This is a genomic window from Tenacibaculum retecalamus (assembly GCF_027941755.1).
In the GTDB taxonomy this organism is placed as follows: domain Bacteria; phylum Bacteroidota; class Bacteroidia; order Flavobacteriales; family Flavobacteriaceae; genus Polaribacter; species Polaribacter haliotis_B.
In genome coordinates this window covers 2,484,913-2,499,615 of record NZ_CP115916.1, presented here as the reverse complement: position 1 = coordinate 2,499,615, position 14,703 = coordinate 2,484,913, and the positions used below count along the sequence as shown (strand labels likewise).

General features: G+C 32.0%; 13 protein-coding genes. 7 read left to right on the top strand and 6 right to left on the bottom strand.

Annotated elements, in window-relative coordinates; genetic code table 11:
* Window positions 1-91: 91 nt before the first annotated feature.
* The gene (dnaE, locus tag PG912_RS11825) at window positions 92-4,465 is read right to left on the bottom strand and encodes a DNA polymerase III subunit alpha (protein WP_275687695.1); all 4,374 of its coding nucleotides are present in this window, start codon (window positions 4,463-4,465) and stop codon (window positions 92-94) included.
* A 238-nt stretch (window positions 4,466-4,703) separates the two neighbouring features.
* On the opposite strand from dnaE, the gene PG912_RS11820 reads away from it, so the two are divergent.
* The 4 genes from PG912_RS11820 to PG912_RS11805 all read left to right on the top strand — a co-directional run bounded on the left by PG912_RS11820 (window position 4,704) and on the right by PG912_RS11805 (window position 6,884).
* On the top strand, window positions 4,704-4,895 hold the full coding sequence (locus PG912_RS11820; RefSeq protein ID WP_260587001.1) for a cold-shock protein: 192 nt from the start codon (window positions 4,704-4,706) through the stop codon (window positions 4,893-4,895).
* 180 nt (window positions 4,896-5,075) lie between these two features.
* Window positions 5,076-5,585, top strand: a complete 510-nt coding sequence (locus PG912_RS11815; protein WP_260587000.1) for a 30S ribosomal protein S16 — start codon at window positions 5,076-5,078, stop codon at window positions 5,583-5,585.
* A gap of 19 nt (window positions 5,586-5,604) precedes the next feature.
* On the top strand, window positions 5,605-6,135 hold the full coding sequence (rimM, locus tag PG912_RS11810) for a ribosome maturation factor RimM (RefSeq protein WP_275689050.1): 531 nt from the start codon (window positions 5,605-5,607) through the stop codon (window positions 6,133-6,135).
* 158 nt (window positions 6,136-6,293) lie between these two features.
* Window positions 6,294-6,884: a PhnA domain-containing protein gene (locus tag PG912_RS11805; protein ID WP_275687694.1), complete on the top strand. Its 591-nt coding sequence runs from the start codon at window positions 6,294-6,296 to the stop codon at window positions 6,882-6,884.
* A 94-nt stretch (window positions 6,885-6,978) separates the two neighbouring features.
* Here PG912_RS11805 and PG912_RS11800 read toward each other — a convergent pair whose 3' ends face one another.
* Window positions 6,979-8,028 (bottom strand): nucleoid-associated protein, encoded by a 1,050-nt coding sequence (locus tag PG912_RS11800; RefSeq protein WP_275687693.1) that lies wholly within the window; start codon window positions 8,026-8,028, stop codon window positions 6,979-6,981.
* Between the two features lie 33 nt (window positions 8,029-8,061).
* Complete coding sequence (locus tag PG912_RS11795; protein ID WP_275687692.1) at window positions 8,062-8,661, bottom strand: ribonuclease HII; 600 nt, start codon at window positions 8,659-8,661, stop codon at window positions 8,062-8,064.
* 137 nt (window positions 8,662-8,798) lie between these two features.
* On the opposite strand from PG912_RS11795, the gene PG912_RS11790 reads away from it, so the two are divergent.
* On the top strand, window positions 8,799-10,760 hold the full coding sequence (locus tag PG912_RS11790; protein WP_275687691.1) for a putative porin: 1,962 nt from the start codon (window positions 8,799-8,801) through the stop codon (window positions 10,758-10,760).
* Window positions 10,761-10,798: 38 nt separating this feature from the next.
* Entirely contained in the window at window positions 10,799-11,053 is a 255-nt protein-coding gene (locus tag PG912_RS11785; protein WP_260586993.1) for a hypothetical protein, read from the top strand.
* On the opposite strand, the gene PG912_RS11780 is transcribed toward PG912_RS11785, so the two are convergent.
* Window positions 11,004-11,456, bottom strand: coding sequence for a GNAT family N-acetyltransferase (locus tag PG912_RS11780; RefSeq protein WP_275687690.1), 453 nt, complete (start codon window positions 11,454-11,456; stop codon window positions 11,004-11,006). The genes PG912_RS11785 and PG912_RS11780 overlap by 50 nt on opposite strands.
* A 35-nt stretch (window positions 11,457-11,491) precedes the next feature.
* Window positions 11,492-12,958, bottom strand: a complete 1,467-nt coding sequence (gene nhaC, locus PG912_RS11775; RefSeq protein WP_275687689.1) for a Na+/H+ antiporter NhaC — start codon at window positions 12,956-12,958, stop codon at window positions 11,492-11,494.
* Between the two features lie 81 nt (window positions 12,959-13,039).
* On the opposite strand from nhaC, the gene PG912_RS11770 reads away from it, so the two are divergent.
* Complete coding sequence (locus tag PG912_RS11770) at window positions 13,040-14,062, top strand: metal-dependent hydrolase (protein ID WP_275687688.1); 1,023 nt, start codon at window positions 13,040-13,042, stop codon at window positions 14,060-14,062.
* Here the strand turns inward: PG912_RS11770 and PG912_RS11765 are convergent.
* Entirely contained in the window at window positions 14,059-14,697 is a 639-nt protein-coding gene (locus PG912_RS11765; RefSeq protein ID WP_275687687.1) for a MarC family protein, read from the bottom strand. The two genes, PG912_RS11770 and PG912_RS11765, sit on opposite strands and share 4 nt — an antisense overlap.
* Window positions 14,698-14,703 lie beyond the last annotated feature (6 nt).

Below are 14,703 nucleotides of genomic sequence, written 5' to 3'. Positions count from 1 at the left end.
TTATTTCGGAATCTCATTATACGATTAAGTAATGATTTGCGATGTAAACCTGAAATGAATTCAGGTCGATGGTTACGAATAATCAAAAAAATTAATTCAATTTATAATTAATATGTTGCTCGTCTAATAATTTTAAAAACTCGTTAGAAATTTTAATTTTAGTATTTCTACTGGGTAAATTCAGTTCTATTTTTTCTTCGGTATCCCAAATGGTAAAATGTAAGTTTTGAGTACCTCTATTAGTTGCAAATAAATGCTGTAAATCTTTAATCCTGTTTTCTTTTACTTCTTGTAAAGGCATCTTTATGGTTATTTTTTTACACATTTTATCCATAATATCATGAAGTAATAAGAACTCATTAAAGCTTACTCTAGGTTCACCTTTTAGACCTTCTTTATTTGTCCATCCTGGTTTTACCATTGTTTTTACAAACAAGAAAGAGTTAGGTACCAAAAAGTGTTTAAACCTAAGGTATTCCTCTCCGAAAATTCTAAACTCAAAATTCTCACTATAATCTTCAATAAAAAAAGTAGCCCATCCTTTTCCTGCTTTAGATATACGATGTTGTACATCGGTTACAATACCACCAAAAGACAATGCCATGCCTTCGTATTTAGGAAGGTCGTTATAATGAGATAGTGCAGCGTTACAAAACTTCAGTTCGTTTTTAAAATCATCTAACGGATGCGCAGAAATATAAATTCCCACCACTTCTTTTTCTCTTCCTAATAGCTCCATGGTTCCCCAAGTATCACAAGTAGGAATAATTGGTTCAGGCATTTCTTCTTCAGAACCACCACCAAATAAAGAAACCTGAGAAGAATTCTGATTTTCTTGGTATTTGTTACCAAAACGCAATGCTTTTTCTATAAATTTTTGATTCTTTTCATCCTCTACAAAATATTGTGCTCTGTGTGTATTTGTAAAAGAATCGAAACCACCGGCTAAAATTAAGCCTTCAAATGCTTTTTTATTAGCTACCCGTAAATCAACTCGTTTAGCAAGATCAAAAACAGAAGAAAAGTGACCATTCTCTTCACGTTCATTAATAATTGCTTTTACGGCAAGACCACCAACACCTTTAATTGCTGCCATTCCAAAACGAATTGCTCCTTCTTTATTTACAGAAAATTTAGAAAAAGATTCATTTACATCAGGATCTAAAACGGTAATTCCGGCACGTTTACATTCTTCCATAAAAAATGAAACCGATTTAATGTCGTTCATATTATTAGAAAGAACTGCCGCCATATATTCAGCAGGATAATGAGCTTTTAAATACGCAGTTTGATAAGCAATCCAAGCATAGCAAGTAGAGTGCGATTTGTTAAAAGCATAAGAAGCAAAGGCTTCCCAATCCGTCCAAATTTTTTCTAGCTTTTTTTCATCATGACCATTTGCAATTGCTTGTTTTACAAACTTTGGTTTCATTTTATCAAGAACCGCAATTTGTTTTTTACCCATGGCTTTACGAAGTACATCGGCTTCACCTTTGGTAAAATCAGCTAATTTTTGCGACAATAACATTACCTGCTCTTGGTATACGGTAATTCCGTAGGTTTCAGCAAGATATTCTTCCATTGCAGGTAAATCGTACTCTATTTCTTCATCTCCGTGTTTTCTTCGGATAAAAGAAGGGATATATTCCATCGGTCCCGGACGATACAAGGCATTCATGGCAATTAAATCTTCAAAAACGGTAGGTTTTAAAGATCTCATGTGTTTTTGCATTCCGGGAGATTCATATTGAAAAATACCAACAGTTTCTCCTCTTTGGAAAAGCTCATAGGTTTTTACATCATCTAACGGAAAAGTTTCAGGATCTAAAAGTACATCGTGTCGTGCTTTTACAATTTTAACGGTATCCTTAATTAAGGTTAGCGTTTTTAATCCTAAGAAATCCATTTTTAGTAAACCAGCATCTTCAACGACTGAGTTGTCGAACTGAGTTACATACATGTCGGAATCTTTGGCAAGCGCAACAGGTACGAATTTGGTAATATCGTCGGGAGTAATAATTACACCACAGGCATGAATACCAGTGTTACGAACAGAACCTTCTAAAATTCTAGCCTTATTAATGGTTTCAGCCATTAAATCATTTCCGTTAGAAAGTCTTTTTAGTTCGTTTACTAATTCTATTTCTTCAGCACGAAGTTTTTCCTTTAAGGTTTTTTCATCCAAAGAAAATATTTTCTTTAGCTTCATTCCAGGAATCAACTTGGCAATTCTATCAGCTTCAAAAAGTGGTAAATCTAATACACGAGCAGTGTCTCTAATAGAAGATTTTGCCGCCATGGTTCCGTAAGTAATAATTTGTGCTACTTGATTGGCACCGTATTTATTAATTACATAATCCATTACACGACCACGCCCTTCATCATCAAAATCAATATCAATATCGGGCATTGATACACGTTCGGGATTTAAGAAACGCTCAAAAAGTAAATCGTATTTAATCGGGTCTATATTGGTAATCCATAAACAATAAGCAACTACCGATCCAGCTGCAGAACCACGCCCAGATCCTACAGAAACATCCATGTTTCTCGCTTCGCGGATAAAATCTTCAACGATTAAGAAGTATCCAGGATATCCAGTTTTTTCAATTACTTCTAGCTCAAAATCTAAACGTTCGCGAATACTATCGGTTATTTCGCCGTATCGTTTTTTGGCACCTACATAGGTTAAATGTCTTAGAAAATTGTTTTCACCTCTTTTACCACCATCTTCATTATCTTTTTCATCTTTAAACTCATCAGCAATATCAAAAGCAGGTAATAGTACATCACGAGCTAACGTGTATGGCTCAATTTTATCAACGATTTCTTGAATATTAATGATTGCTTCAGGAAGATCGGCAAATAAAGTTTTCATCTCATCGGATGATTTAAAGTAATATTCGTCGTTTGGTAAACCATAACGATAGCCACGACCTCTTCCTTTTGGAGTTGCCTGTTTTTCTCCATCTTTTACACACAATAAAATATCGTGTGCATTTGCATCTTCTTTACTTAAATAAAAAGTGTTGTTTGATGCAACTGTTTTTACGTTGTGTTTTTTTGAAAATTTTAAAAGTGTTTCATTAACAACTTTTTCATCTTCTTGATTGTGGCGCATTAATTCAATATATAAATCATCGCCAAATTGTTCTTTCCACCAAAGCAATGCTTCTTCAGCTTGGGCTTCACCAACATTTAATATTTTACTAGGTACTTCACCGTACAAACTACCTGTAAGTACAATAATGTCTTCTTTGTATTGTTCAACTACTTTTTTATCAATTCTTGGGATGTAATAAAAACCATCAACAAAAGCAATAGACGACATTTTTGCTAAGTTGTGATATCCTTTTTTATTTTTAGCTAATAAAACAACTTGGTAACCGTTGTCTTTTTGACTTTTATTAGTATGATCGGTACATATATTAAACTCACAGCCAACAATTGGTTTTAAAGGTTTTTGTGTAGGTTCTTCCCCTTTTTCTATTGCTTCAATATTAGCCGAATCAACAGCTTTGTTGTGGTTTAAAACTGCTTGCACAAAATGAAAAGCAGCCATCATATTACCGGTGTCGGTCATTGCAACTGCCGACATGTTGTCTTTTGCAGCAGCTTTTACAATGTTGCCAATTTGTATGGTAGATTGTAAAACCGAGTATTGTGTATGGTTATGAAGGTGTGCAAACTGACTATTTTTTAATTCAGCTAAACCTTCATTAGTGCTTATTGTTGTTGTTTCCCCTTTTGCTTTTTCTTTTCTAGCGCGAATTTTTTCACTTTCTCTTTTAAGATTTAAGTGATTTAAGCCTATGATTTGAGTAACGCTAGGATTGTTTTGGGTATAACGATCAAAAAAGTCGTCTGTAACCTGAAGTTGCTCTTTGGTAAACTGACGTAAACGAATTAACTCTAAAAAACATCTAGTTGTCGCTTCTACATCGGCAGTTGCGTTGTGAGCATCTCCAAAACCATCTCCAAATAAATGTTGGTGTAATTCGGTTAATGTTGGTAATTTAAATTTACCACCACGACCACCAGGAATCTGACACATTTTTGCTGTATGCTCGGTACAAGTATCTAATATTGGTAGTTCTGTTAAATTATTATCAACACCTAAACGATGGAATTCACATCCCATAATATTGATGTCGAAAGCAAGGTTTTGACCAACAATAAATTTTGTTTTACTTAAAGCTTCATTAAATAAAGCTAAACCTTCAGAAAGCTCAATCCCTTGTTCTTGTGCTAAGTCGGTAGAAATACCATGAATTCTTTCTGCATCATACGGAATATTAAATCCGTTAGGTTTGATAAGGAAATCATTATGCTCAATTAAATTACCTAATTCATCATGTAATTGCCAAGCAATTTGTGTTGCTCTAGGCCAATTATTAGTGTCAGTAATAGGCGCATTCCAACTTTTAGGTAGTCCGGTAGTTTCAGTATCAAAAATTAAATACATCTAGAGTGTTTTATTGAAGCGTTTAGGTATAAGTAAAGTGTAAAAATACGAAGAATTTGTGTTGTTTTTAGTAGAAGTTATTAACGAGTTTGTAACGTGATATTGAGTTTTATAGTCAATAAAAACACATAATCTATTGTTACGTAGATGTTAAGTTTTAGCATTATTGAAATTAAATTATTTAAGAGTCGAATTATAGAAGTATCTTTGCACTTTATTAAATATAATATTTTTTACAATGAAAGAAGGAACAGTAAAGTTCTTTAACGAATCTAAAGGTTTTGGATTTGTTACTGAGTCAGGATCAAACACAGAGTATTTTGTACATGTATCAGGTTTAATCGATGAGATTAGAGAAGGTGATACAGTAGAATTTGATCTTAAAGAAGGAAAAAAAGGTTTAAACGCAGTTGATGTTAGAGTATTATAATATATAAACTCACCTAAATTTTCTTAAGAGCTTGTTTTTCAGGCTCTTTTTTATTGTAATAATGTTACGTTTTTAGTTTTTAGTGAAAAAAAAACTATACATTTGCGCCCACTTATCACGAGATGATAAGATTTGTTAATAATCAAGGTCGCGTACCTTAAAAATTAAAAATTAAAAATTATGCCTGTAAAAATTAGATTACAAAGACACGGTAAAAAAGGAAAACCTTTTTACTGGGTAGTAGCTGCTGATTCAAGATCAAAAAGAGATGGTCGTTATTTAGAAAAAATCGGAACGTACAATCCTAACACTAACCCTGCAATAATCGACTTAGATGTTGATACAGCTGTAGAGTGGTTACAAAAAGGTGCTCAACCAACTGATACTGCAAGAAACATTTTATCTTATAAAGGTGTTTTATTAAAGAATCATTTAGCTGGTGGAGTTAAAAAAGGAGCTTTAACACAAGAACAAGCAGATGCTAAATTTGCAGCTTGGTTAGAGGAAAAAACTGGTTTAGTAGCTGGTAAAGTTGATGGTTTAGCAAAGGCAGATGCTGATGCAAAAGCAAAAGCTTTAGAAGCTGAAAAAGCTGTAAACGCTGCACGTATTGCTGCTAATACTCCTGCTGCACCTGTTGCAGATAGTGAAGAAGTAGCTGCAGATAACGGAGCAGATAGCGAAGAATAAAAACTGTACTATAATGATGATGCAAAAAGAAGATTGTTTTTATCTTGGCAAAATCGTTAAAAAACATAGTTTTAAGGGTGAAGTGGTTATTAAGTTAGACACTGATGAACCCGATCTTTACGAAAATTTGGAATCAGTTTTTGTCGATTTAGGCAATAATCTGGTTCCTTTTTTTATTGAAAAATCTTCGTTAAGTAAAAGCACTATGTTTCGTGTAAAATTTGAAGATGTAGATACCGAACAAGATGCTGATGCTATTATGCGAGCAGGAATCTATTTGCCTTTAAATTTACTGCCAAAACTTACTGGAAATAAATTTTATTACCACGAAGTTATAGGTTTTACGATTATTGATAAAAACTACGGGGAGGTAGGTACTTTAGCATATATAAATGATAAAGCAGCGCAACCTCTTTTTGAAATTGAAAACGGAGATACCGAAATTTTTATTCCTATGATTGATGACTTTATTAAAAAAGTAGATCGAGAGCATAAAACAATTGAAGTAGAAACGCCAAAAGGATTAATCGAATTGTATTTAGAAGATTAACCTTTTATTTTAAGAAATATATTAAAAAAAGCTTGGAAGATTTAATCTTCCAAGCTTTTTTTGTTTTACTGAAGGGTAAAATCACTTTTTAACTATTATAAAAGCTTGAAGAAAAATAAAAATGTATTTTTACAGATCTTAATTTATAGATTAAAAAAATGAGTTTATTAAAAGAATTACAAGATAGAAGTGGAAATCAATGTGAGTTATGTGCTTCAAAAGATAATTTATCAATTTATGAAGTTAAGCCAATGTCTATTGGAGGAGTTGATGGAAGCTTGTTAGCTTGTGATACTTGTACTGAACAAATTGAAGATGCTGAAAAAACAGAAGCAAATCACTGGCGTTGTTTAAATGATAGTATGTGGAGTGAGCATAGAGCTGTAAAGGTTGTTGCTTGGAGAATGTTATCTAGACTTCGTAAAGAAGGATGGCCTCAAGATTTGTTAGATATGTTGTATTTAGAAGATGATGATTTACGTTATGCTAAAGAAAGTGGAGATCACTTAGATGAAAGCGAAAAAATAATTCATAGAGATGCAAACGGAGCTATTTTACAAGCTGGAGATTCTGTAGTATTGATTAAAGATTTAAAAGTAAAAGGTTCTAGCATGGTGGCTAAGCAAGGTACGGCTGTTCGTAGAATTTCTTTAGATCATGAAAATGCAAATTATATTGAAGGTAAAGTAGAGCCTACTCAAATTGTTATTATTACCGATTACGTTAAGAAAATGGCTGAGAAGGAGTAAGAATCTAACGATGAGATTCTGAAACAAGTTCAGAATGACATTAAAAAATAAGAATTAAAAAAGGGAACGTTTTAAACGTTCCCTTTTTTAATTCTTATTTTTCTGTATTGTAAAATACTTTATAATATTTCATTTTTTTCTCTTCATCATAACCTTGTTCTAGATATTCTGAAGAAGCATCAGGTGCGTCTACATCAATTTTAATTAGAATGTTAGTGTCGAGTTTAAATTCAGTTTTAAACTTACTTTTTTCTTTTTTTAATACTGCATCTGAAACTTCAAAGTTATTACGGATTAAAACATCATTTAAGCCTTCAAAGTGTTTTTTGTAGTCTTCAAACATACCTTTATGTTTTTCATCCTCAAAAATTTCTTCTTTAAAACCGTGGTAATCTACATTTTCATGTTCTTTAAAATAATCAACTGTACTTGCCAAGAAATTACTTTGTTCTTGCTTACCAAATTCAGGTTTAATGATTTCTTCAGAAAAATCTTTACACATCTCTAAATAATTCTGAGTATGTAAATTACGATCATCCGCAAATTTCGCGTTTAAGAAATTTTTAATCCAATATTGCGCATCATAGTTATTGTTATCTACTGATAAGATTACGGTTCCTTCAGTATCTGAAGAATTTATGATTAAACATCCTTTGTCTAGTTTTTTTGTTGAAATTCCTTTCTGAACAACTACATCAAAACTATCATCATCTAAATAGGTTTGTAAAAAATCTACTTTACTTTCAATTTTAAAAACCCCAACAGCTTCGGTCAATATGTCTTTATATTCAATGCCTTCAAAATAAACCACCAAAACATCACCAGTTTTTATATTGGCAGAATTTGATTGTTCGTATAAGTGATTTACAATGTTTTTAGAATGCTCGATAAAGGTGTTTTCATCTTCAAAAATATCAGAAGTGTATTTGTTAATCTCGTTCAAACGAACATCTGCATGATGGTTAAAACGATAACTTTGTGTTACTGTACCAAAGTTTTTTAATAAAAAAGGCATCAGTAATTCGTAGCTTTCTTCATCGAAACGAACTAAGCTTTCTGAGAAAGAATTTTGACCACTATTGTATTTATTAGCAACTTTATGAATAATACATTTGCTAATTTCTGCACGCGTTCTTTTAATCATCTTCTAAAATATTGGAAGACAAAAATAGAGAAACTAAAGTTTTAATTTAAATTGTTCGGGAAGTAATTTAAAAGTCATTCGGTGATAAGGAGTTGGCTCAAATTCACGAATAGCGTTTCGATGTTCTTTTGTAGGGTAGCCTTTGTTTTTTTTCCAATTATATTGCGGGTATTCTTGATGAATTTTTTCCATATACTCATCTCTATATGTTTTTGCTAATACAGATGCTGCTGCAATACTCATGAATTTAGCATCTCCTTTTATAATAGTTTCATGCGGAATTTCCTTGTAAGGTTTAAACTTATTGCCATCAACAATAATAAATGCAGGTTGCGGAGAAAGTTGTTCTATAGAGCGTTGCATACCAGTTATAGATGCTTGTAAAACATTTATTTCGTCTACTTCTTTATGATCAATAAAAGCAACGCCAAAGGCCAATGCGTGTTCTTCTATATACGGACGTAGTTCTTGACGTTTTTTTTCTGAAATTTGCTTAGAATCATTCAGTAAATCATGATGAAAATTTTCAGGTAAAATAACTGCCGCCGCAACTACTGGTCCAGATAAACAGCCTCTACCAGCTTCATCAGTACCTGCCTCTAAAACATGACCACTATAATTTAATTCTAACATATTGCAAATTAACAGTTTTCAAAGAAATTAAAATAATATTTTATAAAAAAAGAGAATACATGAAGTAATATACTTTAACATAGGTTTATACCGTTTTGGTCGTATCGGTTTCGTTTAATTATTTTACTTTTGTAGCTATGAAGAAAAGTTTTTTAGTGTTTTTTTGTTTGATAAGTGTACAGTTGCTTTTTTCTCAAATTAGGCAATTAGATGGTGGATTAGGAGGTTTTAACGGAGGGTTAAATCAAAATTCAGATTCAATATCTAATAATGAAATTAATGTAAAACTTAGTGGAAAAACGAAGTATACAGATTATAAAATAATCTCTTTTAAAAACGATACTACCATTGTAGATACTACACTTACGTTAAAAAAACATTATAAGTTTAATTTCTTAAGAAAGGACAATTTCGAGTTATTGCCATTTCATAATCAAGGGCAAACATTTAATAACTTAGGATATAATTTTAAAGATATTTCTCAGTTTCCTGATATTGGTTTTCGTGCCAAGCAATTTGGTTTTTTCGAAATTGAAGATGTTGATTATTACCATGTGCCAACGCCAACAACCGAAGTTTTATATAGAACAGGGTTAGAGCAAGGACAGGTTTTAGATTTCTTATTTACGACCAATTTTTCGAAACGATTTAATGTAGGAATCTCGTATAAGGGGCTCCGATCATTGGGCGCTTATAGGCAATCATTGGCTAGTTCTGGTAATTTTAGAATGAGTTTTAAGTATGAAAGTTCAAAAGGGCAATATGCTATAAAAGGGCAAGCAGTTAATCAAGATTTTTTCAATCAAGAAAACGGCGGTTTAACAGCGGAGTCATTAGCTGCTTTTCTTCGAGATGACCCTAATTTTAGTGGTAATAGAGGTAGGTTAGACATCAATTTAAATGATGCAGAAAACACACTAGAAGGAAAACGATTACATTTTGAACAGACATTTAAGCTGTTATCAGCAAAAGATAGTTTGCATGAAAATGATTTTTCAAATTTAAAAATAGGACATTCTTTTACTAGAAATTCTAAATATTATCGTTTCAATCAATCGGCGGCAACTCCAGATGTTTTTGGAGTTGCAAACACAACAGGAAAAGTAAGTGATAAGGCTAATTTTTTAGTGTATAATAACGAGGTATTTTTAGATTTTAATTCTAAATATGTATTAGGGAATTTTAGAGTGAAAACAGGATATAGTACATATAATTACGGATATGAAAACTTGCAAAACAATTTAGTAGGAATCACTAAGAATAAATTAAAGGGAGATGCCGTTTCCTTCGGAGCAAATTGGAACGGAAAAATAAAAAACTTCTATATAAATGCATCTGGTAATTTAACACCAGGTAGCGGGCGTCTTTCAGGAAACAATATAAAAGCTGAAGCTTTTTATAAAAAAGATAGTTTATTTACGGTAAAAGCGCATTTAGAAATAAGTAACAAATTACCAAACTTTAATTTTTTACTGCACCAAAGTAGTTATAACGATTACAATTGGGAAAATGATTTTGCGTCCGTAGGAACCAGAACATTAGGTGGGGTATTTGAGTCTAAATGGGGAAATGCATCCGTAGATATTACCAATATTAATAATTACACTTATTTTGATGAAACGAGTTCTCCAAAACAATTTTCGGGAAGTGTTAATTATTTAAAAGCAAAAGTATCAAAAGAATTTACTTTCGGGAAATTTGCGTTAGATAATACGGTAATGTACCAGAAAGTAGCAAACGGTAGCGATGTATTTAGAGTGCCAGAAATGGTAACAAGAAACACTTTGTATTATTCTGATAGTTGGTTTAAAGGAGATCCTTTATACGTGCAAATAGGAACCACGTTAAATTATTTTTCAGAATACAAAGCCAATGCTTATAATCCGTTATTAGCTGAATTCAGGTTACAAAATGATACTGAAATAGGTTATCCTACGGTTGATGTGTTTTTTAACGCCAGAGTGCGTAGAACGCGTATTTATTTTAAAGCAGATAATGTGAGTTCTTTTTTCTTAAAAAAGAATTACTTATCGACTTCAGGTAATCCGTATCGTGATTTTGTTATTCGTTTTGGAGTTGTTTGGAACTGGTTTATTTAGCCATAATATGGCAGATAAGTTATAATTGATATATGAGTATGAAAAGTCAATTAAAAAGTAATTGGAAACTATTTTTAATAGCAAGTTTAACCTTAGGGTTGGCTCCTTTTAATCCGCCACATATTGTTGGTAAACTAAAATGGATTTTAGGTGGAAATGCTTTTTCAGGTGAACAAGCAATGCAATTTAAAGATTGGTTTGATGTTTTATTACACGGATTACCTTGGTTGCTTTTAGTACTATCTACACTGTTAAATCTGCCTGCATTATTGGTAAAAACCGATTCGGAATAGTACTTTCTTTTTTATCAATGATTATAAACCCTTGACTTTTATAGAAATCTACCGCATTCGGATCCGCTAACAAAGTTAGTTTGTTAATGTTTAGTTTACGAGCCTTTTCAAAAGCATGTAATAATAATCTTTTACCAATCCCTTTTCCTATAAATTCAGGAAGAATAAATAACATCTCTAGTTCAATATTATTTTTTATTGGTTGATTTAGAATGTAAAATCCTGCAATTTTATTGTTTTGAACGAATTTATAAACAAATGCATCTTCAATCATTTTAGGAGTAACAGTTAAATCACTTCGCCAACTTTCTATTAACTCGTTAGGATAGCCCCAATATGCTTTAGAAAGCAAAGCAATGTTGGTTAGTAATTCAATATCTTTTGTGGAGGCTATTTGTATCATATAAAAAAGCCTCACTATTAAAGTGAGGCTTGCTATTATTTTTTTGAAATTTCTCTAATTTTAATTCTGAAAGCAGCAAATAACAAAGTCATAAACGGACTTAAGTAATTAAAAATTGCATATAAAGCGTATTCGCCAACACCTACGCCTAACACACCAGATTGATAGGCTCCACAAGTATTCCACGGAATTAATACCGAGGTTACAGTTCCTGAATCTTCTAGCGTTCTACTTAAATTTTCTGGTGCTAAGCCTTTATCTTCGTAAGCTTGTTTAAACATTTTTCCGGGAATTACTAAGGCTAGATATTGGTCAGAAGCAATAATATTTAATCCTAAGCAGCTAATAACAGTACTTGCAAATAATCCGAATACAGAAGAGGCAACGGTTAATAAAGCTTTTGTAAGTTTTGCTAAAGCACCAATAGCATCCATAATACCTCCAAAAACCATAGCGCATATAATTAATAAGATTGTCCATAGCATTCCTATAATTCCGCCAGAGCTAAACAATTCTGTTAATTTTTCATTATCAGTTTGTACTTGCGTATCAGTTAAAATTGCATTTAAAACAGATTGAAATCTAGATTCTGTAAGTGTATCTAATATGTTTCCTTGAAAAAGAAAGGCAAAGATTGCAGCAAGTATCACACCAGTACCTAGAGCTATTAAAGGTTTTGTTTTTAATAAAATCATTGCAATAACAACTGCAGGAACTATAAATAATATAGGTGAAATATGAAAAGTGTTTTGAATACTAGTTAATAAGTTACTGATATCTGCACTACCAGTAGTATTAATTGTAGCACTTAAAATGCTAAAAACAATAAGTGTAATTACAATTGTTGGTACTGTGGTATACGCCATATATTTTATATGTGTAAATAAATCGGTACCAGCCATGGCAGGGGCTAAATTTGTAGTGTCAGAAAGTGGCGACATTTTATCTCCGAAATAGGCTCCAGAAATTACAGCACCAGCAATCATTCCTGTCGGAATTCCTAATGCACTACCAATTCCTACCAATGCAATACCAACAGTTGCTGAAGTGGTCCAAGAACTACCAGTGGCAATTGATATAATGGCTGCAATTATTACAGATGCTGGCAAAAATATAGCAGGGCTTAACACTTGTAATCCGTAATACACCATGGCAGGTATTATACCACTTACCAACCAAGTTCCTGCTAAAGCACCGACTAAAAATAAAATCATAATAGGTACAAAAACACTTTTCCAGTTTTCTAAAACTTCGGCAATCATTCTTTGGATAGAAACCTTGTTAAAAAAGCCAACTCCGGCAGCAGCTAAACCACCCATCAATAAAATATATTGATTAGAGTAATCTCCTAACCAAGCCCCATCTTCATATCTGATATTATAATAAAGCATCCCCATTAAAATAATTACAGGAATCAGTGCTTCCCATATATTTAATTCTTTATTCTCGATGATTTTTTGATCTTCAATATTAATTTCAGATAAGTTTTTATCGTCTTGCATTCTGTAGTGTTTTTCGGTTTGTAATGTTACGATTTTGTATAGAATTATACAAGTAGAATTCGTTTAGTACTTTTGCCAACTATGGATTCATTAACTCAAATTGTTTTAGGTGCTGCTTGCGGTGAATTAGTACTCGGAAAAAAGATTGGAAACAAAGCATTATTGTTCGGTGCTATTGGTGGTACAATACCAGATTTAGACGTGTTTATTGGTGGTTGGCTATACGGAAATGAAATTGATGCAATGGCTTTTCACCGTGGATTTATGCATTCTATTTTATTCGCTATTTTAGGATCTTTTCTCTTCGGATGGATTACCTATAAATTATATGACACCAAAAAAAGGGTAGGAACTACAACATTTAAAAACTGGATTTGGTTATACTTTTTATCGATTTTTACGCATCCTATTTTAGATAGTTTTACGCCTTACGGGACACAATTATTTTTACCATTTTCTGATTATCGAGTTGCGTTTAATAATATCTCGGTTGTTGATCCTATATATACACTTCCGTTTTTAGTGTGTTTAATTGTAGCGATGTTTTACAATAGAGAACGAACAAGAAGAAAATCTTGGGTGAAAGCAGGAATTTATATTAGTTCTGCTTATATGTTATTTACTCTTGGTAATAAGATTTATGTAGATTCTGTTTTTAAAGAATCTTTTGATAAGATGGAAACATCTTATAGTAGATACTCTGTACAGCCAACAATTTTTAATAATGTTTTATGGTATGGAATTGCAGAAACAGATACCGATTATAAAGTAGGATTCTACTCTTTACTCGATTCTAAAGCAGCAATAGATACTATTTTAACAATACCTAAAACGCGTGATTTATTAAATGTAAATCATCCTGATATAAAAACGCTAACTTGGTTTAGTAATAATTATTACAATCTAGTTCCGATTGATTCTACCAAGAATGTGCAATATTTAGATTTGCGATATCCTTTATTAAATCCAAACGATGTTAGCACATCTGTCTTTCGTTTTGAATTAAAAGAAGAAGGAAATCGTTGGGATATGGTTCCGTTTTCAGGGAAACCACCTTCTAAAAAAGATTTAAAAGAGTTTGCAAAACGTTTCTGGGGAATTTAAAGAGCGTTAAAAATATCAATAAGTATTGGTTTTAATCCGCTAAAGAAAAATTCTACAGCAATAACCATTACAATTAATCCCATTAAACGCATCATAACATTAATACCAGTTTGACCAATAATTTTTATAATTTTTGATGAGCTATATAGTATTATATAGGTGAGTAAAATTACTAAGAAAGCCGTAAAAATTAAAACTGCTTTTTTCTCTATTGAATCTGCATCCTCCATCATCACAATTGCATTTGTTAAAGCCCCTGTGCCACAAATCATAGGGATTGCTAAAGGTGTTACGGAAATGTCATTTACATAATTTTTTACTTCAGGATCTTTCAATTTTACTTTACCTAATCTTGCATGTAGCATATCCATCCCCATTAAAAAGAAAATCACACCACCTACAATTCTAAAACTATTAACGGATATTCCAAAAAAGTTAAATAACAATTGACCAGAAAAAGCAAAAATTAAAATAGTAATAAAACTAACTATCGATGCTTTTTGTGCCGTTTTTGTTCTGTGACTTTGATCTAAATCAGCAGTCATCGTCATAAAAATAGGCATGGTTCCAAAAGGATTTATCAACGTAAAAAAAGACGTAAAAGATAAAATTCCAAAAGCGATTACTTCATTCATAATTTA

Bases quoted from the DNA above. Each gene is read 5' to 3' on its own strand.
- dnaE (WP_275687695.1), bottom strand. From the start codon at position 4,465: ATGTATTTAATTTTTGATACTGAAACTACCGGACTACCTAAAAGTTGG.
- PG912_RS11820 (WP_260587001.1), top strand. From the start codon at position 4,704: ATGAAAGAAGGAACAGTAAAGTTCTTTAACGAATCTAAAGGTTTTGGA.
- PG912_RS11815 (WP_260587000.1), top strand. From the start codon at position 5,076: ATGCCTGTAAAAATTAGATTACAAAGACACGGTAAAAAAGGAAAACCT.
- rimM (WP_275689050.1), top strand. From the start codon at position 5,605: ATGCAAAAAGAAGATTGTTTTTATCTTGGCAAAATCGTTAAAAAACAT.
- PG912_RS11805 (WP_275687694.1), top strand. From the start codon at position 6,294: ATGAGTTTATTAAAAGAATTACAAGATAGAAGTGGAAATCAATGTGAG.
- PG912_RS11800 (WP_275687693.1), bottom strand. From the start codon at position 8,028: ATGATTAAAAGAACGCGTGCAGAAATTAGCAAATGTATTATTCATAAA.
- PG912_RS11795 (WP_275687692.1), bottom strand. From the start codon at position 8,661: ATGTTAGAATTAAATTATAGTGGTCATGTTTTAGAGGCAGGTACTGAT.
- PG912_RS11790 (WP_275687691.1), top strand. From the start codon at position 8,799: ATGAAGAAAAGTTTTTTAGTGTTTTTTTGTTTGATAAGTGTACAGTTG.
- PG912_RS11785 (WP_260586993.1), top strand. From the start codon at position 10,799: ATGAAAAGTCAATTAAAAAGTAATTGGAAACTATTTTTAATAGCAAGT.
- PG912_RS11780 (WP_275687690.1), bottom strand. From the start codon at position 11,456: ATGATACAAATAGCCTCCACAAAAGATATTGAATTACTAACCAACATT.
- nhaC (WP_275687689.1), bottom strand. From the start codon at position 12,958: ATGCAAGACGATAAAAACTTATCTGAAATTAATATTGAAGATCAAAAA.
- PG912_RS11770 (WP_275687688.1), top strand. From the start codon at position 13,040: ATGGATTCATTAACTCAAATTGTTTTAGGTGCTGCTTGCGGTGAATTA.
- PG912_RS11765 (WP_275687687.1), bottom strand. From the start codon at position 14,697: ATGAATGAAGTAATCGCTTTTGGAATTTTATCTTTTACGTCTTTTTTT.